The organism is Kitasatospora sp. Ki12 (assembly GCF_054601375.1).
The window spans coordinates 1,330,332-1,353,463 of record NZ_BAAIHT010000002.1 but is presented as its reverse complement, the minus strand read 5'-3'; the positions used below and the strand labels follow the sequence as shown (position 1 = coordinate 1,353,463).

The 23,132-nt window shown below is 73.6% G+C and carries 22 protein-coding genes; 12 read left to right on the top strand and 10 right to left on the bottom strand.

The annotated features are described in order from the left end of the window. Nucleotides 1-48 precede the first annotated feature (48 nt). Nucleotides 49-1,320 carry a polysaccharide deacetylase family protein gene (locus ACYP53_RS23650; RefSeq protein WP_459648855.1) on the bottom strand — a complete coding sequence of 424 codons (1,272 nt, stop codon included), beginning with the start codon at nucleotides 1,318-1,320 and terminating at the stop codon, nucleotides 49-51. A 109-nt stretch (nucleotides 1,321-1,429) separates the two neighbouring features. Then, nucleotides 1,430-2,947 carry an alpha/beta hydrolase family protein gene (locus tag ACYP53_RS23645; protein WP_459648854.1) on the bottom strand — a complete coding sequence of 506 codons (1,518 nt, stop codon included), beginning with the start codon at nucleotides 2,945-2,947 and terminating at the stop codon, nucleotides 1,430-1,432. A 269-nt stretch (nucleotides 2,948-3,216) separates the two neighbouring features. Between ACYP53_RS23645 and ACYP53_RS23640 the strand changes: the two genes are divergently transcribed. The 5 genes from ACYP53_RS23640 to ACYP53_RS23620 all read left to right on the top strand — a co-directional run bounded on the left by ACYP53_RS23640 (nucleotide 3,217) and on the right by ACYP53_RS23620 (nucleotide 8,928). Then, nucleotides 3,217-4,446, top strand: coding sequence for a sensor histidine kinase (locus ACYP53_RS23640; RefSeq protein WP_459648853.1), 1,230 nt, complete (start codon nucleotides 3,217-3,219; stop codon nucleotides 4,444-4,446). Beyond that, nucleotides 4,443-5,105, top strand: coding sequence for a response regulator transcription factor (locus ACYP53_RS23635; RefSeq protein WP_459648852.1), 663 nt, complete (start codon nucleotides 4,443-4,445; stop codon nucleotides 5,103-5,105). Before ACYP53_RS23640 ends, ACYP53_RS23635 begins: the two co-directional genes overlap by 4 nt. A 128-nt stretch (nucleotides 5,106-5,233) precedes the next feature. After that, nucleotides 5,234-6,262 (top strand): phosphotransferase family protein, encoded by a 1,029-nt coding sequence (locus ACYP53_RS23630; RefSeq protein ID WP_459648851.1) that lies wholly within the window; start codon nucleotides 5,234-5,236, stop codon nucleotides 6,260-6,262. A 3-nt stretch (nucleotides 6,263-6,265) separates the two neighbouring features. Further along, a complete protein-coding gene (locus ACYP53_RS23625) occupies nucleotides 6,266-7,495 on the top strand; it encodes an acyl-CoA dehydrogenase family protein (RefSeq protein ID WP_459648850.1) in 1,230 nt (409 codons plus the stop codon). Nucleotides 7,496-7,656: 161 nt separating this feature from the next. Next, nucleotides 7,657-8,928, top strand: coding sequence for an alpha/beta hydrolase family protein (locus ACYP53_RS23620; RefSeq protein WP_459648849.1), 1,272 nt, complete (start codon nucleotides 7,657-7,659; stop codon nucleotides 8,926-8,928). Between the two features lie 17 nt (nucleotides 8,929-8,945). Here ACYP53_RS23620 and zapE read toward each other — a convergent pair whose 3' ends face one another. Continuing rightward, on the bottom strand, nucleotides 8,946-10,049 hold the full coding sequence (zapE, locus tag ACYP53_RS23615) for a cell division protein ZapE (RefSeq protein WP_459648848.1): 1,104 nt from the start codon (nucleotides 10,047-10,049) through the stop codon (nucleotides 8,946-8,948). 442 nt (nucleotides 10,050-10,491) lie between these two features. On the opposite strand from zapE, the gene ACYP53_RS23610 reads away from it, so the two are divergent. Then, the gene (locus ACYP53_RS23610; protein ID WP_459648847.1) at nucleotides 10,492-12,390 is read left to right on the top strand and encodes an Ig domain-containing protein; all 1,899 of its coding nucleotides are present in this window, start codon (nucleotides 10,492-10,494) and stop codon (nucleotides 12,388-12,390) included. Between the two features lie 126 nt (nucleotides 12,391-12,516). After that, on the top strand, nucleotides 12,517-12,981 hold the full coding sequence (locus tag ACYP53_RS23605) for a hypothetical protein (protein ID WP_459648846.1): 465 nt from the start codon (nucleotides 12,517-12,519) through the stop codon (nucleotides 12,979-12,981). Nucleotides 12,982-13,005: 24 nt separating this feature from the next. Here the strand turns inward: ACYP53_RS23605 and ACYP53_RS23600 are convergent, their stop codons facing one another. Beyond that, nucleotides 13,006-13,422: a winged helix-turn-helix transcriptional regulator gene (locus ACYP53_RS23600; RefSeq protein WP_189924585.1), complete on the bottom strand. Its 417-nt coding sequence runs from the start codon at nucleotides 13,420-13,422 to the stop codon at nucleotides 13,006-13,008. 82 nt (nucleotides 13,423-13,504) lie between these two features. Here ACYP53_RS23600 and ACYP53_RS23595 point away from each other — a divergent pair, with 82 nt between their 5' ends. Beyond that, nucleotides 13,505-14,326: an NAD(P)H-binding protein gene (locus ACYP53_RS23595; protein WP_189924582.1), complete on the top strand. Its 822-nt coding sequence runs from the start codon at nucleotides 13,505-13,507 to the stop codon at nucleotides 14,324-14,326. Here the strand turns inward: ACYP53_RS23595 and ACYP53_RS23590 are convergent. The 4 genes from ACYP53_RS23590 to ACYP53_RS23575 form a co-directional block, all read right to left on the bottom strand. Further along, the gene (locus ACYP53_RS23590; protein ID WP_459648845.1) at nucleotides 14,323-15,270 is read right to left on the bottom strand and encodes an ADP-ribosylglycohydrolase family protein; all 948 of its coding nucleotides are present in this window, start codon (nucleotides 15,268-15,270) and stop codon (nucleotides 14,323-14,325) included. The genes ACYP53_RS23595 and ACYP53_RS23590 overlap by 4 nt on opposite strands. An 81-nt stretch (nucleotides 15,271-15,351) precedes the next feature. After that, complete coding sequence (locus ACYP53_RS23585; RefSeq protein ID WP_459648844.1) at nucleotides 15,352-16,323, bottom strand: NADPH:quinone oxidoreductase family protein; 972 nt, start codon at nucleotides 16,321-16,323, stop codon at nucleotides 15,352-15,354. Continuing rightward, a complete protein-coding gene (locus ACYP53_RS23580) occupies nucleotides 16,320-17,105 on the bottom strand; it encodes an SDR family NAD(P)-dependent oxidoreductase (protein ID WP_189924577.1) in 786 nt (261 codons plus the stop codon). The genes ACYP53_RS23585 and ACYP53_RS23580 overlap by 4 nt, the downstream gene beginning before the upstream one ends. Further along, nucleotides 17,102-17,860, bottom strand: coding sequence for an SDR family oxidoreductase (locus ACYP53_RS23575; RefSeq protein ID WP_459648843.1), 759 nt, complete (start codon nucleotides 17,858-17,860; stop codon nucleotides 17,102-17,104). Before ACYP53_RS23575 ends, ACYP53_RS23580 begins: the two co-directional genes overlap by 4 nt. A gap of 197 nt (nucleotides 17,861-18,057) precedes the next feature. On the opposite strand from ACYP53_RS23575, the gene ACYP53_RS23570 reads away from it, so the two are divergent. From ACYP53_RS23570 to ACYP53_RS23555, 4 genes are all read left to right on the top strand, one after another. Next, nucleotides 18,058-18,684: a TetR/AcrR family transcriptional regulator gene (locus tag ACYP53_RS23570; RefSeq protein ID WP_189924575.1), complete on the top strand. Its 627-nt coding sequence runs from the start codon at nucleotides 18,058-18,060 to the stop codon at nucleotides 18,682-18,684. A 397-nt stretch (nucleotides 18,685-19,081) separates the two neighbouring features. After that, a complete protein-coding gene (locus ACYP53_RS23565) occupies nucleotides 19,082-19,345 on the top strand; it encodes an ABC transporter permease (protein WP_189924573.1) in 264 nt (87 codons plus the stop codon). Nucleotides 19,346-19,363: 18 nt separating this feature from the next. Further along, entirely contained in the window at nucleotides 19,364-20,137 is a 774-nt protein-coding gene (locus ACYP53_RS23560) for a hypothetical protein (protein WP_459648842.1), read from the top strand. A gap of 6 nt (nucleotides 20,138-20,143) precedes the next feature. After that, nucleotides 20,144-21,529 carry a hypothetical protein gene (locus ACYP53_RS23555; protein ID WP_189924569.1) on the top strand — a complete coding sequence of 462 codons (1,386 nt, stop codon included), beginning with the start codon at nucleotides 20,144-20,146 and terminating at the stop codon, nucleotides 21,527-21,529. Nucleotides 21,530-21,634: 105 nt separating this feature from the next. On the opposite strand, the gene ACYP53_RS23550 is transcribed toward ACYP53_RS23555, so the two are convergent. Then, entirely contained in the window at nucleotides 21,635-22,729 is a 1,095-nt protein-coding gene (locus ACYP53_RS23550; RefSeq protein ID WP_189924567.1) for a M14 family metallopeptidase, read from the bottom strand. Between the two features lie 15 nt (nucleotides 22,730-22,744). Further along, on the bottom strand, nucleotides 22,745-23,071 hold the full coding sequence (locus tag ACYP53_RS23545) for a hypothetical protein (RefSeq protein ID WP_189924565.1): 327 nt from the start codon (nucleotides 23,069-23,071) through the stop codon (nucleotides 22,745-22,747). Nucleotides 23,072-23,132 lie beyond the last annotated feature (61 nt).

The window sequence follows — 23,132 nt, the reverse complement described above, 5'->3', positions numbered from 1 at the left end:
GCCGGGCCCGTGCTGCCACGGGCCCGGCGGTCACTGCTACGTGGTCGGCTACTTCACCAGGCGCGGCCAGTCGGCGGGCTGGCCCGGGTCCAGAGCGCGCAGCTTGTCGAGCACCTCGGGGTCCTGGGCGTCCAGCCAGTCGGCGACCTGGCGGAAGGAGACGCAGCGGACCTGCTCGCGCTTGCAGACGCTCTTCACCACGTCCTCGACGGCCTGCATGTAGATGCCGCCGTTCCAGTCCTCGAAGTGGTTGCCGATGAACAGCGGGGCCCGGCTGCCGTTGTAGACCCGCTCGAAGCCGGCCAGGTAGCTGTCCCGGGTCTCCTTCTCCCAGCCGTCGAACTTCCTCGGGTCGCCGGAGGTGGTGGCGCCGGACTGGCCGGCGAGGTAGTTGAAGTCCATCGAGAGGTTCTGCGAGGACCGGCCGGGGTTGGGCAGCAACTGCAGCGGGAAGTTCCAGATGCCCTCCTTCTTGACCGGCCAGACCTGGAACTCGCCCGGGGAGCTGGCGTCGTACCGGAAACCCCTGGCCTTCTCGGCGGCCAACAGGTTCTTCTGGCCCTCCAGACAGGGGGCGCGGCCGCCGACCAGCTCCTTGGTGTAGTCGAAGGGGAGCGACGGGACGTCCTGGAACCCCGTGTTGGTCCGCCAGTTGGTGACAAAGGAGATCGCCTGGTCGAGCTCGGACAGCCACTCCTCGGTGGACCAGTCACCGCCGCCGCCGGGCTGGGGGCCGCAGAAGTGCCCGTTGAAGTGGGTGCCGATCTCGTCGCCGTCCAGCCAGGCCAGGCGCAGCTGCTCCAGGGTGTCCTTGATGTGGGCGTTGGTGGCGAAGTCGATCGACGCGGAACCGGCGTCGTGCTTCGGGGGGTGGTAGAGCGAGCGCTTCGACTTGGGCAGGGTGTAGATGCCGGAGAGGAAGAAGGTCATCTGGGCGTTGTTCTCCGCACCCAGCTTGCGGAAGCGGGAGAACAGCCGGTCGTCGCCCTCCAAGGCCCCGTCCCAGGAGAAGACCACGAACTGCGGCGGCTTCTCCCCGGGCTTCAGCCGCTCGGGCCTGGGCTGCTTGGGCTGGGGCCCGGTGTCGGAGGTCGAGCCGTCGCCGATCGGTTTGACCTGACCGTCCCAGGTCGGGGTCGGCGTCGGGGTGGGTGTGGGGGTGTCGGACGGGGTGCCGGCGGCCGTGGTCGGCGCGGGGCTCGCGGGCGTGGTGCCGGCGGCGGTGGGTCTGCCCTTGGAGGCGGAGCATCCCGTGGTCAGGAGGAGGGCCGAGACGACCCCCACCGCCAGCACACCGGTCATACCGCTCGTACCGCTCATACCGCGGGCAATCCGCACCGTACCTCCGTCAATCGTCCTGCAGTTCGACCACTGTTCTGATCAACGTGGTGGGGGAGGACGGAGGTTGCGTGGCGGGCGGCTCCCGGGCTCAGCGGCCGTCCGGACGGTGGACGCTGAGCTCGCCGTAGGCCGGCAGGACGCCGGCCGGGTCGCCGGGCTTCGCCCGCAGGACGGCGTCCAGGAAGGCGAGGGTGGCCGCGGCGACGACGCGCGGGCTCCCGGTGCGGCCCAGGGAGCCGACGACCGAGGGCACCGGCGGCAGGTACAGCGGGCCGTCCATGAAGGTGAGATGGGCGGCGCCGGGGATGGTGAGCCGGTAGCCCGTCGCGGTGCCGGACGCGAGCGCCTCGGTGAGGCGGGGCAGGTAGCGCGGGTCGGTTCCCGGGGTGACGGCCTGGGTGAGGACGAGCGTCGGCCGGTCGAGGGCGGGCGAGGCGGGGCCGTGGGGGTAGCCGTCCAGATCGATGACGGCGGCGAACCGGCGGTCCTGCCGGGCCGCCTGCAAGGCGGCGGCACCGCCCATGGAGTGGCCGGTCACCGCGACCCGGCCGGTGTCCAGACGCCCGGTCAGCGGGTCGGCGCTCTCGCCCCGGTCAAGAGCGTCCAGCCGGGTGAGGACGAAGCCGAGGTCGGCGGCCCGGATCGCCGTCCAGCCGACCGCCAGCTGCTCGTCCTTGTCCGGGTCGCCGGAGGAGGCGGTCTCGGTGGTGATCGTCCGGCCGTCGGCGAGGACGACGGCGGCCGAGTCGTACGGGTGGTCCAGGGCGGCGACCACGTAGCCGTGGCTGGCCAGTTCCTCCGCCCAGGCGGTGTTCTGGGTGCGTACTCCGCCCGACCCGGGTGAGAACAGCACGACCGGGAACCGTCCTCCGGTGCTCTCCACCGGGGCGTCGAAGACCGCGCGGGAGTGGGCGCGCGGCACTCCGTCGACCAGGAAGCCCGGCAGGCCGACCCCGCGGGCGAGGGCCTGCGCGACGGTGCGCGCCTCGGTCTCCGTCCGTCCGAGGTACTGGGCCCGCGGCGCGTCCGCGGGGCTCTTCCGCGCGGGGTACCAGAGCTGGACCACGACCGTACGCCGGTCGTCCGGATCGGCGGTGAAGGTCTCGGGGCGGAGCGGGTCGGTCCACTGCACCACGCGGGTGCCGACCGCGAACCCGCCCGACGGCTCGGGGAACACGGGGACGGGAAAGGCCCAGGCGGCCACCGGGCCCGCGGCGATCAGGCCGACGCAGGCCACCGACCCCGGCAGCGCCAGCCACCAGCGCGCCCGCCACGGCGGCCGGCCGGTGCCGGTACCGGCACCGGTACGGCGTCGTAGCGCGGGTCGCAGCAGGGGAGTGACGGCGAACGGCAACGCGCAGGCGGCGCCCGCCAGTACCGGCAGCAACTGCCAGCGGAGCCCCGTCACGGCCAGCACGGCGGCGGACGGCACGAGCACGGCAGTCGCCGCGATCGTTACGCGCGGACGGGCGGCGGGGGGAAGCCAGCGGGCCACCACCAGCGCGAGGGCACCCAGCAGGGCGAGGATTTCCAGGGGGGACATGAACAGTCCGGCGATGATCTCGGTCACCCGCCCATGCTCGGCGCCGGGAACGCGCCGCCGCATCGGCCCCGGGGAGCCGTCGCATACCACCGGGGGCGCAGCCTGCGGCAGGTGCGGTACGACCGGAGCGGCAACCGGGCACCCCGGATCGGCGGCCGCGCTGCGACCACGGGAGGTATCGGGACTCCTCCTGCGGTCGTACCCCGGCACGATGCCCTCCGACGGTGGGCTCATGCGCGGCGCGGGCCCCGCGGCCTACCGTGACAGGGCCTCGGTACCCGCCGGGCAGCGCGCGGCGTGCGTCCATGACGCCGGATCGACAGGGACGGGTGATGACCGAGGCGGCCGCGGAACCCCGCGAGGCCCACCGGGGACGGGTGCTCGACCGGCGACGGCAGCGGCAGCGGCTGTGGGCGAGGACGGCCGCACGGCTGCCACCCGTGGTGTGGGACTCGCTGCTGCCGACGCTCCTCCTCGCCAACGTCGTCACCGCACGCCCACCGCACGAGCTGCCGGTGGCCGTGGCCCTCACCGCCGCCCTCGCGCTGCCCCTGGTGTGGCGCCGCCGGGCCCCGCGCGCGGTGTTCGGCGCGGTGGCGGCCGCGGCTTTCGTCCAGTGGCTGGCGGACGTCCAACTGCCCGCGGACGTCGCCCTGCTGGTGGCCCTCTACACGGTGGCCGCGACCTCGGGCCGGCGCGGCGCGCTCGTCGCCGGCGCCGTGGTGGAGGCGGGGGTCCTGCTGGCCTGCCTGCGCTGGGCGCCGGCGGGCGCGTTCCCGACCCCCTTCGTCGCGGTCACCGCGATGACCGTCGCCGCCGCCGTCCTCGGAATGAACGTCCGGACCACCCGCGCCTACCTTGCGGCCCTGGAGGAACGGGCCGCCCGCCTGGAACGGGAGCAGGAACAGCAGGCGCGACTGGCCGTCGCCGAGGAAAGGACGCGCATCACCCGGGAGATGCACGACATCGTCACCCACAACCTGTCCGTCATGGTCGCGCTCACCGACGCCGCCGTCTACGCGCAGCACCGCGCGCCCGACAAGACCACCGCCGCGATGCTCCAGATCTCCGAGACGGGCCGGCAGGCCCTGACCGACATGCGGCGCTCATTGGGCATCCTGCGGACCGACGAACCGGACGCGGAGCGCCACCCGCTGCCCGGCATCGCCCAACTGGACAGCCTCGCCGAGCAGATGGGCGCCGCCGGGCTGCCGACCCGCCTCGACCTCCGCGGCGGCCACGCCCACGTACCCGCCACCGCACAACTCACCGTCTACCGCCTGGTACAGGAAGCCTTGACCAACACCCTCAAACACACGCCCACCGACACCCACGCCACCGTCCGCATCCGCTGCTCGACCGGGACCGTCACCGTGGACGTCACCGACAACGGCCCCTGCCCGCCACCACCCGCCGCCACCCCGCCCGGCCACGGCATCCCCGGCATGCGCGAGCGCGCCGCCGCCTACGGGGGGACACTGCGGGCCGGCCCGCTCCCGGGCGGCGGCTGGGGAGTCCGCACCCGCCTCCTCCTCGACAGCGGCGGAGCGGCGTCCGCATGACGATCCGCATCCTGATCGCCGACGACGAGGCGCTGCTCCGCATGGCCTTCAGCACGGTGCTGGAGGCCCAGCCCGACATGGCACCGGTCGGCGAAGCCGCGGACGGCGACCAGGCCGTACGCCTCACCCGGGAACTGCGCCCCGACGTCGTCCTCATGGACGTCCGGATGCCCGGGACCGACGGGATCGAGGCGACCCGACAGGTCGTCCGGACCTCCCCGCAGAGCAAGGTGCTCATCCTCACCACCTTCGACCTGGACGCATACGCCTTCGCCGGACTCAGCGCCGGAGCCTCCGGCTTCCTGCTGAAGAACACCAGGCCCGAGGAACTCCTCACCGCGATCCGCGACGTCGCCGCGGGCGACGCGGTGGTCTCCCCGCGCATCACCCGACGACTGCTGGAGAACCTCCGCCCCCACATCCCCGACGGCCGAGGTCCCGAGCACGACGACCGGCTGAGCCGGCTCAGCGCCCGCGAACGCGAGGTCCTCGTCCAGGTGGGCCGCGGCCTGTCCAACACCGAGATCGCCGCCACCCTCCACCTCGCGGAGGCGACCGTGAAGTCCCACCTGGGCCGGATCCTGCAGAAGCTCGAACTCCGCGACCGGATCCAGGCCGTGATCCTCGCCTACGAAACCCGCCTCGTCCGCCCGCCCTGACCCCGCCGGCCCGCGGGCCGCCAGCCCCGCCCGGGTCGTCGTGTGGGTGCGGCATTGACACGGGCTCCTCATCGTTGAATGCTAAGCAAGCGCTTAGTCATCGACCTTCCGTCCCGAGGAGCCGCCCGATGTCCGAGACCCCCGTCGATCCGCCCGGGGTGGACCTGGCGCGGTTGCGCTCCCACCTCGAACGGGAGCTGCCAGGGGCGGTCCAGGGGCCCCTGCGGGCCGAGCTCATCGAAGGGGGGCGGTCCAACCTGACGTACGTGCTCTCCGACGGGTTCTCCCGCTGGGTGCTGCGTCGCCCGCCGCTCGGGCACGTGCTCGCGACGGCGCACGACATGGGGCGTGAGTACCGGGTGATGTCGGCCCTCCGGGGCACCGGGGTGCCTGTGCCGCGGATGCTGGTGATCGACCGGGGCGAGGACGTGCTCGGCGCGCCCTGGTACCTCATGGAGCACGTCACGGGCACTCCGCACCGGGACGCGGCTCCGCTGGCCGCCCTCGGGGAGGAGCGGGTGGGCGCCCTCGGCCGGCGGCTGGTCGACACCCTGGCGGAGCTGCACCGGATCGATCCGGCGGACGTCGGCCTCGCGGACTTCGGGCACCCCGACGGCTACCTGGAGCGCCAGCTGCGCCGCTGGTCGAAGCAGCTCGCCGCGTCCCGCAGCCGCGACCTGCCCGACCTGGACCGGCTGCACGCGGCGCTCACGGCGCGGCTCCCGGTCTCCCCGGCGCCCGCGCTCGTGCACGGTGACTACCGGCTGGACAACGTGCTCGTCGACGACACCGACGCGATCACCGCCGTCCTGGACTGGGAGATGTCCACCCTGGGCGACCCGCTCACCGACGTCGGCCTGCTGGTGATGTACACCGAGCTGGCGGGCGTCGGCGGCGGCATCATCCCCTCCGCGATGACCGCCCCCGGCTTCCCGAGGGCCGACGAGATCGTCTCCCGGTACGCCGGGGCGACCGGCCGCGACGCCGCCGACCTGGACTGGTACGTGGCCTTCGCCTCGTTCAAGCTGGCCGCCGTCGCCGAGGGCATCTTCTTCCGCTTCCAGCAGGGCCGCACCCTCGGCGCGGGCTTCGAGCGCGCGGGTGAGATGGCCCCGATCCTCGCCCGGCACGGCCTGAACACCCTCAAGGAGAACTGACCGATGGACTTCGCCTACGACGCCCGGACGAACGAGCTCCGCGAGCAGCTGCTCGCCTTCATGGACGAGCACGTCTACCCCGCCGAGCCCGTCCTGGCAGCCCAGCTGGCCGACCCGGACCGCGCGCCCTGGACGATCCCGCCGGTGGTCGCCGACCTCCAGGCGGAGGCCCGCAAGCAGGGGCTGTGGAACCTCTTCTTCGTGGACAAGCACGGCATCCCCGGCGAGCACGGCGCCGGTCTCACCAACCTGCAGTACGCCCCACTCGCCGAGATCACCGGCCGCAGCCCGCAGTTGGCCCCGTCCGCGCTGAACTGCGCGGCCCCCGACACCGGGAACATGGAACTGCTCGCCCAGTTCGGCAGCGCCGAGCAGCGCGAGCGGTGGCTGCGGCCGCTGCTGGGCGCCGAGATCCGCTCCGCCTTCGCGATGACGGAGCCCGAGGTCGCCTCCTCGGACGCCACCAACGTCGCCACCCGGATCGAGCGGGACGGCGACGAGTACGTGATCAACGGCCGCAAGTGGTACATCACCGGGGCGATGAACCCGGACTGCCGGATCCTCATCGTGATGGGCAAGACCGACCCGGCCGCCGAGCCGCACCGCCAGCAGAGCATGGTGCTCGTCCCGCGCGACACCCCCGGGGTGACGGTGAAGCGCGGCATGACGGTCTTCGGCTACGACGACGCCGACCACGGGGGCCACGCCGAGGTGCTGTTCGAGGACGTCCGGGTCCCGGCGTCCCACCTGATCGGCGAGGAGGGCGCGGGCTTCGCCATCGCCCAGGCCCGGCTCGGCCCCGGCCGGATCCACCACTGCATGCGCGCCATCGGGATCGCCGAGCGGGCGCTGGAGCTGATGTGCCGTCGGGCGGGCGAACGGGTGGCCTTCGGCAAGCCGCTCGCCGAGCAGGGCGTGGTCCAGGACTGGATCGCCGAATCCCGGGTCCGGATCGAGCAGTTGCGGCTGCTGGTGCTCAAGACCGCCTGGCTGATGGACACCGTCGGCAACCGCGGCGCGCACACCGAGATCCAGGCGATCAAGATCGCCACCCCGAGCACCGTGGAGTGGATCCTGGACAAGGCCGTCCAGGCGCACGGCGCCGCGGGCGTCAGCCAGGACACCCCGCTCGCCCAGCTCTGGGCCGGCAACCGCACCCTCCGGCTGGCCGACGGCCCGGACGAGGTGCACAAGCGCTCACTGGCCCGCCGGGAGCTGAGGAAGTATCGCTGAAGCGCGGAGCGGAGGGGCGGCCCCGGCCCCGGGAAAGTAGCCCCTTAGGGGTGTCGTACCCGGGTATTCAGGGGCCGGTTGGCTCCCTGGTATGACGGCCGGGGGCGTTCCCGTCCGTAGTGTCCTACGTGTTCGATCGATGGAGAGCGCGGAGGAACATCATGGGCAGTGGGGGACGGGCCTTGGCGGCGGTTCTGCTGGCGGCGACGGCGGTGCTGGGCGCGGTCGGCGCGCCCGCGGCGGTCGCGGTGGAGGGGCGGGGCGGCGGGCAGCAGGCGCGGGCGTGGCTGCCGGAGCCCACCGGGCCGTACCCGATCGGGACGACCGCGCTGCACCTGACCGACCTGGCCCGGGAGGACCCGTGGCAGCCCGGGCAGCGGCGCGAGCTGATGATCAGCCTCTGGTACCCGACCTCCCGCCCGGCCGGGCCGGCCGACCGGGCGCCCTACATGGAGCCCGCCGCCGGGGCGCACTTCGACAGCGCCGAGGGCCTGGCCCGGGTCAACTACGGCACCGAGTCCGGCCGTACCGACTGGTCCGGCATCCGCACCCACGCCCGCCGGGACGCCCCGGCGTTGCCCGGCCGGCGCCCGGTGGTGCTGTACTCGCCCGGCCTCGGCGACCCCCGCACCTGGGGGACGGCCCTGGTCGAGGACCTGGCCTCGCGCGGGTACGTCGTGGTCACCGTCGACCACACCTGGGAGGCCTCCGAAGTCGCCTTCCCCGACGGAAAGTTGGCCGCCTCGGTGTTCCCCGGCATGCTCGGGCAGCCGGACCTGGACATCGGCGCGGTGCTGCGCAAGTCCCTGGCCGCCCGGGTCGACGACACCCGCTTCGTCCTGGACCAGCTCGCCGGGCTGGGCACCCGCAAGGGCCTGCCGGGCGGGCTGGCCGGGGCGCTCGACCTCGACCGGATCGGCATGGTCGGCCACTCGGCGGGCGGCTTCACCGCGCTCCAGACCATGCACGACGACCCGCGGATCGCCGCCGGGATCAACCTCGACGGCCAGCTGCACTTCCCCGGCCCGGACGGCCACACCGGTGTCTTCCTGCCCAGCGTCGCCGAGGAGGGCCTGGACCGGCCCTTCCTGCTGATGGGCAGCGGCAGCGACGACTCCGGCAGCTACCGGCAGCAGCCCGGCTGGAACGCCCTGTGGCAGCACAGCACCGGCTGGCACGCCGACGTCACCCTGACCGGCTCCCGGCACGGCTCCTACACCGACGCCCAGACCCTGCTGCCGCAGCTCGCCCGCCAGGGCGCGCTCACCGCGGACCGGCTGCGCGACGACGTCGGTGACATCCGGCCCGGCCGGGCCGAGTTCGCCACCCGCTCGTACGTCGCCTCCTTCTTCGACCGCTGGCTGCGCGGCCACGACGACCAGCTGCTGGACGGGCCCTCGCCGCGCTTCCCGGAGATGGCGTACGAGCGGTAGGCGGTCGGGTCGGGCCGTCAGGCCGACCCGAGCAGGGCGAGCCGGCTGGCGGTCCGGTCCAGGTCGCTGAGCAGGCCCTCGTCGGGGGCGCGTTCGTCGATCGGGTCGGCGCCGATCAGCACCAGCCGGACGTCCCGGTCGCAGCAGACGTCCACCAGGTCGGCGAAGCGGCGCCGCCCGTCGGGGGTCGCGGCGGCCAGCGGCGGTACGTCGGTGAGCACCAGGGTGGGGAAGCGTTCGGCGAGCTCCAGCTGGTCGGCCGCCGAGGTCAGCCCCTCGCACAGCTCGGCGAAGCCGAACCACGCCTCGCCCTCGCGGACCGCCGAGGCCCGCAGCGGGCGGCCGTGCACCACCACCTCGTCCGCCTCCGCGGCGGTCGGCGGGGTGAGGCCGAGCGCGTGCAGGCCGTTCTCGTCGCCGGTCCGCAGCCGCGCGCCCCGGGCGAAGCGCTGCGGGACCCCGTCGGCGGGCCCCGCTGCGGCCGGCCGCCGCTCTCGGCGGAAGTCCACCGCGCCCGCGATCTCCACCACGTCCATCCGCTCCTCGATCAGCCGGATGGTCGGCTCGAACAGGTGGTGGTACAGCGGGTTCGGCATCAGCCCGGCGGGCGGGTAGTTGGAGGTGGTGACCAGGGTGATCCGCCGGTCCAGCAGGGTCCGGAAGAGCCGGGCCACCAGCATCGCGTCCCCGGCGTCATGGGCGTGGAACTCGTCGAAGACCAGCACCCGGCAGTCGCCGAGCAGCTCGTCCACGGCCCGGTCGACCGCCGCCACCCGCTCGCCGGCCGGCTCCCGGCCCGCGTCGGCGGTGTGCGCGGCGACGCCCTCGTGCAGCCGGCGGAAGAAGTCGTGGAAGTGCAGCCGACGCTTGCGGGTGACGTCCAGGCCGTCCAGGAAGGTGTCCACCAGCCAGCTCTTGCCCCGGCCGACCGGGCCCCACAGGTAGAGGTGGCGCGGCGGGCGGCGCACCAGCAGCCCGGGGCGGGCGAGTTCCCCGGCGAGCCGCGACAGCCGTTCCACCGCCGGGCGCTGCGCCGGATCGACGGTGAAGCCGCGTCGCTCGGCGGCCCACCGGTAGTGCGCCAGCATCGCCTCGTACTGCTTCGTCGCCTTGGCCGTCACGTCCGCGAACCCTAACAGGGCCTCAGAGCCGCCTCACCGGTGGGCACCTGGGGAGGAGTTCCGGACTCGGCCCGCGGCGGCCGCTGAATTCCCGTGGGGGAAGGCCGGGCGGGGGAATTTCACTGAATGCGGAACGGCATTTCGGGGCCTATTCAGTGAATGGCTACGCGCGTTGATCCCATGTCATCAACGGCGCTTGACCTGCTTCGACTCCCTTCTTAATCGCCCCTTACCCTTCGCCGTTGACCGCTGTTCATCAGCTCTGCTTTCCTTCAGGCCCAGCGGACGGCGAAAGGGCCGACGGGAAGTCAATTCCGGGTGTGCGAATGAATTCGACCGGACCTGGCTCCCGCCGGAACGCGCCGTCGGCCTCCCCCACGAAGGGATCGTTCCCGGCCCCCACGGCCGCGGGGCGATCGGCAGAAGAGAGGCACCCTCACCCATGGGTCACTCCCACAGGACCGGACGCGCGAAGTACGCGGCGCTCACCGGGATCGCGTCGCTCGCACTGGCCGCCGCCGGGCTGGCCGGCGCGGCCGCTCCGGCGGCGGCGCAGGACATCTCCAGCTCGCAGGGCGGCACCGCCAACGAGTTCAACCCCTGGAGCCCGCAGAACGGCCACCCGTACCGGCACGGCGCGGTTCCCGGCATGTCCCAGCACGAGAACTACAAGAAGTGGCTCGCCGACCGCAACCAGGCCGCCGCGACCGGCCAGCAGACGCTCTCCTACGGCGGCGGCGTCGACGGCATCGGCGTGCAGAGCGGGCACTCCAAGGTCTACCTGGTGTTCTACGGCAACCAGTGGGGCACCCAGTCCACCGACGCCAACGGGAACGCGAAGTTCTCGGGCGACTCGGCGGGTGCGGCCGGCGCCACCCAGCAGATGTTCAAGGGCATCGGCACCAACGGCGAGACCTGGTCGGCCGACCTGACCCAGTGGTGCGACGGCCCCAACGTCGCCACGGGGGCTGTCAGCTGTCCGTCCAACGCCAACTTCATCCCGTACCAGAGCGGCGGCGTCCTGTCCGGCGTCTGGTACGACAACGCGGCCGCCTCGCCGAGCCAGGCCACCGGCAACCAGCTCGCCCAGGAGGCGGTCAAGGCCGCCGGGCACTTCGGCAACACCACCGCCGCCGCCAACCGGGACGCGTACTACATCGTCCTGTCGCCGCACGGCACCAACCCGGACGACTACCAGAACCCCAGCACCGGGTACTGCGCCTGGCACGACTGGAACGGGGACACCACCCTCACCGGCGGCGCCGCGAGCTCGCCCTACGGCGACATCGCCTTCTCCAACCAGCCGTACAACATCGACGCGGGCTCCAACTGCGGCGTCGGCTTCGTCAACTCGCCCGGTACGCTGGACGGCTGGACGATGACGCTGGGCCACGAGTGGCACGAGATGATGTCCGACCAGAACCCGGCCGGCGGCTGGACCAACCACGTCTCCGGCAGCAGCTACAACGGCCAGGAGAACTCCGACGAGTGCGCCTGGATCCGGCCCGGCAGCACCGGCGGCGCCGCCAACATCTCCTTCGGCTCCTTCGGCAGCTACGCCGAACAGGCCAGCTGGTCCAACGACACCAACTCCTGCGCGATCTCGCACGCCATCCTGACCCACGGCAACACGGTCACCGTCACCAACCCCGGCAGCCAGAGCGGCACCGTCGGCACCGCGGCGAGCCTGCAGATCAACGCCACCGACTCGGCCTCCGGCCAGACCCTCACCTACACGGCCACCGGCCTGCCCGCCGGCCTGTCGATCAACTCCTCGACCGGCCTGATCTCCGGCACCCCGACCGCCGCCGGCACCTCCAGCGTCACGGTCACCGCGACCGACACCACCGGCGCCGCCGGCAGCACCGGCTTCTCCTGGACCGAGTCCACGAGCGGGGGCGGCGGCACCGCCGTCACCAACGGCACCTTCGAGACCGGCAACCTGACCGGCTGGACCGCCGCCGGCTCCACCTCCGCGCCGGCCTCCGCCGCCCACAGCGGCGGCTACGGCGCCATGGTCGGCTCCACCAGCCCGACCGGTGACTCCTCCATCGCCCAGACCTTCACCGCGCCGACCGGCTCCAGCAAGCTGTCCTTCTGGTACAGCAACACCTGCGACGACACCGTCACCTACGACTGGGCCACCGCCACCCTGAAGGACAACACCACCGGCACGACCACCACGGTCCTCGCCAAGACCTGCACCACCACCGGCAGCTGGACCAACAAGACGGCGACCGTCACGCCGGGCCACTCCTACACCCTCACCCTGAGCAACCACGACGACAACTACCCGGGTGACCCGACCTACACCTACTACGACGACGTGACCGTCTCCTGACGAGCGGCGCGCCGAACGCACCGGGGTGGGCCCAGCGCCCGCCCCGGTGCCGTTTCCTTGGATCCGAATCGGCCACCGGTGCGTCCCATCGGCACCGCTCGCACTACTACGGCACGAGGAACCACCGTGAACCCGAGAAGACCCGCCGCCGCGCTGGCGCTCGCCGCGGCCGCGCTCACCCTGACCGGCTGCACCACCACCGGGACGAGCCCGTCGGTGGCCACCACCGCTTCGTCCGACCAGGCCACCTCGTCCGCCCCGGGCCGGGCGACGGTCGAGGTGGACGAACACGCCGACCGCACCACCGTGGACGTCGCGGCCGGCACGACCGTCACGCTCACGCTGCACAGCACCTACTGGTCCGCCCCGGCCAGCTCCGCCCCCGACGTCCTGGCGCCGAACGGCACCCCGACCACCGCCGCGTCGCCCTCGTGCCGTCCGGGCGGCGGCTGCGGCACGGTCGCCGCCTCCTTCACCGCCCGCGCCCCGGGCACCGCCCGGCTCACCGCGACCCGTACCAGCTGCGGCGAGGCCCTCAACTGCCCGCCCGAGCAGCGTGGTTACCAGCTCACCGTGAAGGTCGCCGGCTGATTCGGCTGATTCGGCCGAGCCGTCTCAGCGGATCTCCGAGCCCGGGTTGGCCTCGTCCCAGGCGCGGCGGGAGTCGACGATCGCGTCGTGGTGGCCGTAGGACCAGTCCACCATCGCCCGCACCAGGTGGGTCAGGCTGTGGCCGAGCGGGGTCAGCTCGTACTCCACCTGCGGGGGGACGGTCGGGTGGACGGTCCGGGAGACCAGGCCGTCCCGCTCCAGGCGGCGCACCGTGAGGGTCAGCATCCGCTGCGAGATGCCCGGCAGGGCGCGCTGCAGTTCGCGGAACCGCCGTACGCCCTGGGCGAGTTCGACCACGGTGAGGACCGACCACTTGTCGCCCAGGCGGTCCAGCAGGTCGCGGATCCCGCAGTCCACGCCGTCCTCGCACCAGACCACCGGACGGGGGGTGGTGGTTACCGCGGTGTGCCCTGCTGACATGAAAGTGCCTCCTTACGCCGGACGCCCAGGCTACCGAGGATGGACACGTCGCCAACGACCGATCATCCCCGGAGGGAACCCCATGCTGCTCGTCACCGGTGTCAACGGAGGCCTCGGCGCGCTCGTCCTGGAGCGGCTCGCCGGACGCGAGGGGGTCGTGGCCGGCTCGCGCACCCCCGAGCGGGTGCCGGCCGGGGTGCCCGCCCGGCTGGTGGACTTCGACCGGCCGCAGACGCTCGCGGAGGCGTTCAAGGACGTACGGACCCTGCTGCTGATCTCGGCCGGCGCCGCCGAGGACGACGTGGTGATCGCCCGGCACGGCGCGGTGATCGAGGCGGCGGAGCGGGCCGGGGTCGAGCACGTCGTCTACACCAGCCTCTCCGGCGACGGCGACCACCTGCCGTACGCCCTCGCCCACCGCTGGACCGAGCGCCGGCTGCGCGCCTCCGCCACCCTGCGCTGGACGGTGCTGCGCAACGGCCTGTACGCCGAGCTGCTGGGCGCGATCGCCGCGCCCGGCCCGGACGGGGTGATCGGCGCGCCGCTCGGGGACGGCAAGCTGGCGGCGGTGGCCCGGGCGGACCTCGCCGAGGTGGCGGTCACGGTCGCGCTGCGGCCCGAGGAGCACGCGGGCCGGACGTACGAGCTGGTGGGGGAGCGGGCGGTGGGCGGCGCGGAGGTGGCCGAGGCGCTCGGCGCCGAGTACCGGCCGGGCAGGCTGGGGGAGACCCGTACGGCGGTGGCGGCCTCGGACGCGCTGGACTTCCAGGTGCCGATGGTGGTCGGCACCTACTCGGCGATCGCCCACGGCTTCCTGGCCGGCCCGGGCGGGCCGGGCGACCTCGCGGCACTGCTCGGCCGCGAGCCCCGCCCGGCCCTGGAGGTCATCGCCGCCGGGCGTTAGGGCGGGTCAGGTGCCGCCGCCTCCGCCGCGGCCGCGGCGACCCAGTCGGGCAGCGGCTCCCGGCAGGCCAGCCAGTCCCGCGGCGCGTCGGCGAGGCCGGTGCGGGCGGCGACCACGCCGCCGGTGATCGCGCAGGTGGTGTCCACGTCGCCGAGGCCCTCGGCGGTGGTCCACAGGGCGTCGGCGAGGCTGTCCGGGTGGTGCGCGGCCGACCACAGGGCGAACGGCACGGTGTCGCTCGCCCGGATCCGCCGACCGTTGCCCAACAGCTCGGAGGCGCGCCGGGGTTCGGTGTCCGCGGACAGGTCGGCGGCCCGGTGCAGGCCCTCGCGGACCTCGCCGGCCGGGGTGCGCCGGGCCACCTCCGCCAGCAGTTCCGCGCCGACCGGGGCGGGTCCGGAGCGGCCGCGGGCGGCCAGTGCCGCCGCCAGGGCGACGGCCACCGCCCCGGCCACGCCCTCCGGGTGGGCGTGGGTGACCTCGGCGGACAGCGCCGCCTGCTCCGCCGCCTCGTCCAGGTCCTCGTGGAACCAGGCGCCCAGCGGGGCCACCCGCATCGCCGCGCCGTTGCCGAGGCTGCCCTGGCCGTCGAACAACTCCCGCGCGGCGGTACGCCAACTCCCTGGCTCCTCAACGAGCTTGGGGAGCAGCAGGTGCATGCCGTGCCCGTAGCCACGGCCCGAGTCGGCCCGGTAGGCGGCCCCGAAGGCCTGGGCGAGCCGCTCCTGGTGGACGGCGTCGAAGGCGGTCAGGATCCCGAACACCGACAGCGCCATCGCGGTGTCGTCGGTCCAGTGCCAGGGCCCCTCCTCCGGGGTGCGCCGGGCCCGGATCTGCTCGAACGCGTCCTGCGGGGACCGGAAGAGCGGGAACCAGCGCTCCCCGAACCCGTCCCCGAGAGCAAGTCCTTCCAACGAGTCGCGAGCAGCGGAAACGGATGTCATCCGGGCATCCTGGCAGCGGCGACGGCCCTGCCGCACCTGCTTTCCCGGGTGCGGCGGGACCGTCGGGGGGTCAGCCGGGGGTCAGTCGCCGAGGACGGCGATCCGGCCGGTGCTCAGCCCGTCGGCGACCCGCTGGACGGCGGCCGCGGCGCCGGCCAGCGGCACCCGGTCGCTCACCAGCGGCCGGACCGTGCCCTTCGCGGCGAGCGCGGTCAGTTCGTCGTGCGCGGCGCGGACCGCGCCCGGGTCGTGGGTGTTGTACAGGCCCCAGTGCAGGCCGAGGATCGAGTAGTTCTTCACCAGGGCGTGGTTGAGGGCCGGCGCCGGGACCTGCCCGGCGGCGAAGCCGACCACCACGATCCGGCCCTCGAAGGCGACGCACTTGGTGGAGCCGGTGTAGGCCGCGCCGCCGACCGGGTCGAAGACCACGTCCGCGCCGCGCCCGTCGGTGGCCTCCTTGACGGCGGCCACGAAGTCCCGTTCCGTACGGTCGACCACCAGGTCGGCGCCGAGGGCGCGGGTCGCCTCCGCCTTGGCCGCGCCGCCGGCCACCGCGATCACCCGGGCGCCGGCGGCCCGCCCGAGCTGGACGGCCGCGCTGCCGACCCCGCCGGCCGCCGCGTGCACCAGCAGGGTCTCGCCGGCCCGCAGCCGGGCCCGGCGGTGCAGCGCGAACCACGCGGTCTGGTAGCCGATGTGCAGGGCGGCGGCCTCGGCGTCGTCCAGCGCCTCGGGCGCCGGGAAGGCGGCCGCGGCGTCCAGCAGCGCGTACTCGGCGAAGGCGCCGTTCGGCAGCACCGGGTTGCCGATCAGCCGCTCGCCCCGCCGGGGGCCGTCCGCCACCTCGCCGCAGAGCTCGACCCCGGGCGTGAAGGGCAGCGGCGGACGGACCTGGTACTGCCCGCGCACCATCAGCGCGTCCGGGAAGTTGACGGCGGCGGCCCGCACCCGGACCAGCAGCTGCCCCGGGCCGGGAGCCGGCCGCGGCACGTCCTCGGCGAGCCGCAGCACCGCGGCCGGCTCGCCGAGCTCTTCCACCTGCCAGGCCCTCACAGCAGCTCGCTCCTCTCCAGCCCCTGCTGGAGCCGGTTCATCCCGGCGATCCAGCGGTCCGGGTCGGTGGCCCGGACCCGGTAGTACTCGGCGACCTCGGGGTGCGGCAGGATCAGGAAGCGCTCCTCGCGCACCGCGGCGAGCGCGGACTCTGCGACGTCCTCCGGGTCGAGCGCGGTGGGCGCCAGCAGCGCCTCGCCGATCGGGCCGGTGGAGGCGAGCATGTCGGTGCGCACCCCCTGCGGGCAGAGGGCGTGCACCCGTACGCCGCGGTGGCGGTAGGTCGCGGAGAGCCACTCGGCGAAGGCGAGCGCGCCGTGCTTGGTGACGGCGTAGGGGGCGGAGCCGAGCATGGTGAGCAGCCCGGCGGCCGAGACGGTGGACAGGAAGCGGCCCTCGCCGCGCTCCAGCCAGCGGGGGAGCAGCAGTTCGGCGGCCCGCGCGTGGGCGAGCACGTTGACCTCCCAGGCGCTCGCCCAGGCGGTGGCGGCGGCGTCGGCCCCGCCGACCGGGGCGACGCCCGCGTTGGCGCACCAGACGTCGATCTCGCCGAGGGCCGCGCGGGCCCGGCCGACCAGGTCGGCGAGGCCGTCGGCGGAGGCGGCGTCCCCGGGCAGGGCGGTGCCGCCGCACTCCTCGGCGACGGCGCCGGCGGCCCCGGCGTCGAGGTCGTTGACCGCGACCCGGGCGCCGGCCGCGGCGAAGGCCCGGGCCAGCGCGGCCCCGATGCCCCGGCCGCCGCCGGTCACCACGACGCCCTGTCCGGCCAGGTCGGCGCTCACATGCCACCGCCCAGCGTGACCCCGCCGTCGATGACGAGGGTCTGGCCGGTGATCCAGCCGGAGTCGGGGGAGAGCAGGAAGGCGACGGCGCCCGCGATGTCCTCGGGGACGCCGAGGCGGCCGAGCGGGTAGGCGGCGGCGACCTTCTCCTCGCGGCCCTCGTACAGGGCCTCGGCGAACTTGGTCTTGACCACGGCGGGTGCGACGGCGTTGACCCGGATGCCCCGCGGGCCGAGTTCGGCGCCGAGCTCGACGGTGAGCCGGATCAGCGCGGCCTTGCTGACGCCGTACATGCCGATCCCGGCCGAGGAGCGGAGGCCGGCGATCGAGGCGACGTTGACGATCGAGCCGCCGTGCTCGCCCATCCAGGCGGCGAGGGCGCGGCGGGTCCAGGCCAGCGGGCCGAGCACGTTCACGGCGAAGATCTTGGCGGCAGCGGCCTCGTCGGTGTCGAGGACCGGCCCGTAGACCGGGTTGATGCCGGTGTTGTTGACGAGGTGGTCGAGCCGGCCGAAGGCCTCCAGGGTGCGGGCGATCGCCTCCTCCTGGTGGGCCGGGTCGTCGGCCTTGCCCGCGACGGCGATGGCGTTCTCCGGGCCGCCGAGGTCCTGGACGGCTTCGGCCAGCGGCTCGGGGTTGCGGGCGGTGAGGCAGACCTTGGCGCCGCGGTCGACCAGTTCGCGCGCGATGCCGAGGCCGATGCCCCGGCTCGATCCGGTGACGACGGCCACCCGGCCCTTGAAGGAGTGCACCACGGAGCGTCCTGCCTTTCCCACGGGGGTCTCGGCCACGAGTTGCCGACTGAGCTGGCCATGCTGACTACGCTGACTAAGCGCTTGCTCAGCATGGTGTCGGTGCGGGAGCCTGTCAACAGTCCGCGGCCGCCCGGGCGGGCGGCCCGACGGGAAAGCCTGTACGAGTTCCGGTCCGAGTTCTCTGCGAGGATGACGCCATGACCAGCACCCCGATGGCCGACCTCTGGCCGACCCTGCCCGGAGCCGGCACCCGCCCCGAGGCGGCGCACCGGCTGCTCCGGGCGGCCGCCGAGTCGTTCGCGGAGCGCGGCTTCCACGCCACCACCACCCGGGACATCGCCACCGCCGCCGGAATGAGCCCGGCCGCGCTGTACATCCACTACCAGTCGAAGGCCGCGCTGCTGGCCGAGATCAGCCAGGCCGGGCACGCGGCCACGCTGACCCTGGTCCGGGAGGCGGTGGCCGGCGAGGGCGGCCCGGCGGAGCGGATGCGGCGGCTGGTCGAGCAGTTCACCGCCTGGCACGCCCGGGCCCGGACGGTCGGCCGGGTGGTCAACTACGAGCTGCACGCGCTGCCCGAGGACGCGTACGCGGTGGTCGCGGCGCTGCGGCTGGACATCGAGCGCGAGGTCAGCGCGCTGATCGAGGCGGGCGCGGCGGCCGGCGAGTTCCAGGTCTCGGAGGTGCGGACGGCGGCCCGCGCGGTCACCTCGCTGGGCATCGACGTGTCCCGCTGGTACACCGACCGCTCGACCGAGACGCCCGAGGAACTCGGCCGCCGCTACGGCGAGTTGGTGCTGCGGATGCTCGGCGCCCGGCTCTGACCGGGAAGCCCTCCGGCAGGCTCGGCCCGCCCTCCGGGAGGCGGCCCCGCGGCACCCCCCCGCCGTACCCCCGGCCGGACCGCCCTTGACCTGCTCACGGGGTGCGAGCAGACTCGTATACGACGTACGTGTGCCTCGTAGGCGTACAGCGCTCAGCCGGCTACGCAGGGTGATCCTGCGGACCCTCCCTGACGCACTCCCACCGCAGCCCCGACGCTGCGGATCGAAGCAGATCAGCTCCCGCGGCGACCACGCCCCCCGACCGGCGGCGCCGAACGGGACCAACCCCCGACCCGGGCCGGCCCGGCCGGGTCCTGCCGCCCCACGCGGCGGCAGGACAACGGCGCGTGCCGCGTCACGGCGTGGCCCGGGCGGTTGGAGAAGGGGAGGCGCAGTGATGCCCTTCCGACAAACGAATCCGGTCCGGCCCCGCTTCTGGCTGGAGACGGCCCTCGGCGGGCTGTCCGGACTGCTGTTCCTGCTCACCCTGGTGTGGCCGGAGTGGATCGAGACGCTGTTCGGCCTCGACCCGGACGCCGGCAGCGGCGCGGCGGAGTGGCTCGTGGTCGCCGTGGCGGCCGCCGTCACCGCCGCCTGCCTGCTCGGTGCCCGGATCGAGTGGCGCCGGGCGCACCCGTCCTCGGTCCGCGCCGCGCGGTGAGGGAAGCGGAGGACCGTCATGAGTGACGCAACAGGGGCCGTCTCCCACGAGCGGCTCACCGAACTCGTCCGGCAGGCGCCGCTGAGTTTCCGCGGCACCGTGACCAGGATCGGCGGCACCTCACTGGCCGCCATCCCGGTCGAGGACCGGAACGAACGCACCGCGGTGGTGAAGGTGGACGAGGTGCTGCACGCGCCCGCCGCCTTCAGGCAGCTCGCGGGCAGCGAGGTCACCGTCCAACTGGCGCCCGACGCCGACCTGCTCTCGGTCGGCGACTCCGCGGCGTTCTTCACCCAGGGCCTGGTCTACGGCGAGGGCCTGGGCGTGACCGAGCTCGGCCGGCTGCCCGCCGGGGCCGTCCAGCGCCATGTGGCGCTGGCCGCGACCACGGCCGACGAGCTGCCGTTCTCCTCGGTGCAGCGCACGATCCGGAACCAGGACATCGCCGCGCACGCCGCGTCCGCGGACGCCGTGGTGCTGGGCAGCGTGGTCGGTCTGGAGGACCTCGGCCTGCCCGCCTACTCCGAGCACGCCCCGCACTGGTGGCGCGCCACGATCGAGGTGTCGCACATCGAGACCGGCCCGGTCGAGCCCGGGCGGATCGCCGTCCTCTACCCCAGCAGCGAGGACATCCGCTGGCGCCAGGTGCCGAAGCCGCAGGCCGGACAGCTGGGCCTGTGGCTGCTGCACGCGACCCGGGGCGAGCTGGAGCACGAGGGGCCGTACCAGCTGCTGGACGGCGACGACTACCAGCCGGCGCAGAAGCTCGCCGTGCTGCAGGAAGGGAGGTGAGCCGGCATGCCCACCATCAAGGTCGTCGACATCACTCCCAAGGCGCTGAGCGGCGACCCGCTGCTGGACAGTGAGCCCAGCATCGCGGTCAACCCGGAGAACCCGAAGGAGATGGTCGCGACCGCCTTCACTCCGGATCCGATGGGCGGATCGATGGCGCCGGTGTACGTCTCGACCGACGGCGGCGACACCTGGGTGCTGAACAGCGTCGTCCCGGGCAACGGCAGCCTCGGCACCGGGGACATCAGCGTCGGCTACGGCTCGCTGGGAGGCCGGCTCTACACCGGCATCCTCAACGGCGTGACCGGCGACATGCAGATCCTGCGCGCGCCGAAGATCACCTCGGCCGCTCCGATGAACGTACTGGTCGACCGGGTGGACGAGGACCAGCCCTGGGTGGTCGCCGTCACCGCCGCGGCCAACGGCCAGAGCAGCGACCGGGTGTACGTCGGCAACAACGACTTCTCCTCGCCGACCGGGACGGCCACCGTGGACGTCTCGGCCGACGCCGGTACGGCCGGCGCTCCGGCCGGGTTCGGGCCGATCCGGCTCGACCGGCGCGCCGGCACGATCTTCGACGGGCCGCCGATCCGGATCGCCGTACATCCGGACGGCACGGTCTACATCGCGTTCATGAGCTTCACCGCCGAGGACCCGGTGGACCGGGCCAAGAAGACCTTCGACCTCGTGGTCACCCGCGACGACAAGGGCGGCGTCGGCGCGGCGCCCTTCGAGGCCCTGCTGGACTCGACGGACGGCGAGGTGGGCCAGCGGGCCGCCGCCGACCGCAAGGTCCGCTTCGACCCGAGGCAGCGGTCGCTGGGCCAGGAACGCACCGGGGCGGACGTGTCCGTCGCGGTGGACAGCACGGACTCCAACAGCGTGTGGGTCGCCTACTGCGACAACCTCGGCGGAACGGCCCCCACCGACTACGTGCTGCACGTCCTGCACTCGGCGAACCGGGGCCAGAGCTGGTCCACGGGGCACCCGGACGTGGTCAACGGCAAGAACCCGTCGCTGGCGGTCAACGAGGACGGCCTGGTCGGCCTGGTCTACCAGCAACTGGCCCACGGCCAGTGGTCGACGGTGCTGGAGCTGTCCGACGACGGGTTCCAGACCGTCGAGAGCCATGTGCTGCACCAGGCGCCGGGCGACGTCCCGCGGGCCGGCGGCCAGCTGCCCTACCTCGGCGACTACATCCGGATGATCACCGTGGGGAAGGACTTCTACGGGATCTTCTGCGGCAACAACACGCCGGACCGGGCCAACTTCCCGGTGGGCGTGACGTACCAGCGCAACGCCAACTTCACCACCCGTCAACTGCTCAGCACGGACGGCGTGACCAGGGTCCCGCCGTCCATCGACCCGTTCTTCTTCCACCGGGCCGCCTGAGCCCACAGGGCTCGTACGGTTCACAGCCCAAGGCGCCCGCCACGACCTGGTCGTGGCGGGCGCCCTGCTGTCGGGCACTGTGGTTCGGGGGCGGACAGGGGCGGTTCAGAGGGCGGCCAGGCAGAACTGCACCAGCCCGGCGTCCACGTCGAGGACGATCTTCTTCATCTCCGCCCACGGCGGGTGGAACGGGTTGGGCGACTGGGCCTGGTCGTTGCCCCACTCGATCGTGAAGCCGAGCACCTTGCCCCGGTCGGGATCGGTGAAGTGGCGGGCGTAGACGTAGTCGTCACTGGTCCCGCTGGTGGGGTAGAGGTGGAAGCCGGTCATCGGCTTGTACGGCACGCCGCGCACGCCCTGCACGCCCTGGCAGAAGGCCTCGGCGAGCAGCCGGGCGGTGTCCTCGTCGCCCTTGGGGATGTACTCGGAGTACGCCAGGTCGCCGGGCAGGCCGCGCTTGCCGTCGTACTGGGAGTTGCGGAAGTTCATGTCCGGGTCGACCGACTGGTTGTCGTCGTCGCCCCAGTTGTAGAGCATGTCCTGCGCGTAGCTGTGGACGTCGATGAACCACCTGGTCTGCGGGTTCTGGTCGAGCAGCCAGCGGACGTTGCGGGTCTCCGGCTCGGAGAACGCGCTCGGGCCGCAGTAGACCTGCGGGTCGCACGGGTTCGTCGACACCTGGGGGTCGGCGCTCGGGTCGAAGGCGGTGGTGAAGTCGAAGAGGAAGTCGTAGTTGCGGTTGAGGTCGACGCCGACGCAGTCCGGGTTCGGGCTGCCGCCGGCGTTGGCCGGGTTGCGGTTCTTGCGCCACATCGACTGGACGGTCTGGCTGTAGCGCCGCCCGTCCGGGTTGACCAGCGGGAAGATCACCAGGTCCAGCCGGTTGACCAGCATCTCGACCTGGTCGGCGGTGAAGGTGGTGCCGCCGTAGCCGAGGCCGGTGCCGTCGCGGTGGGCCTCCAGCAGGTCGGCGGCGAAGTGGATGAGGACCTCGCAGCTGCCCCACTCGCGGGCGTGCACGCCGCCGATCATGATCAGGCTGCTCTTGGGGACGCGGGTGAGGGTGCCGATCCTCAGGGCGTGGGCCGTGCGGCCCTCGTACGAGGTCTCGGGCAGGGTGATGAGCTGGGAGGAGACCGGGTAGGCGGTGGCCAGGCTGGTCACGGCGGACTCGACCTCGGTGACGTTCAGGTACGGCATGACGGGCCTCCCGGGTCAGCCGGCGAGCTTGGCGGCCAGGCCGCGCGGAACGGCGTCGGCGGGGGCGAACCGGTCGCCGCTGCCGACCTCGGCCTGGGCGGCGCGCCCGGCCTCACTGGCGTTGCCGGCCCGGGTGACCGTGACGCCCTCGCGTTCGAGGGCGGGCACCTGGGCGGCGGTGGCGTAGACGTCGATGCCGACGCGGCCGTCCGCCTCGTGGTGCGGGCGTCCGCCGGTGTCGGAGCGGGTCTCGCGCAGCAGCGCGCGCAGGGTCTCCAGGTCCTTGGCGGTGACGCGGAGGCGCAGGATGTCGTCGTGTGGTGCGTTCGGAACGGCGGACATGGGGAGCTTCTTCCGGGCGCCGTCGGTACGGGGCCGGAGCGGTCTCTGGCGGCTCGCCCGG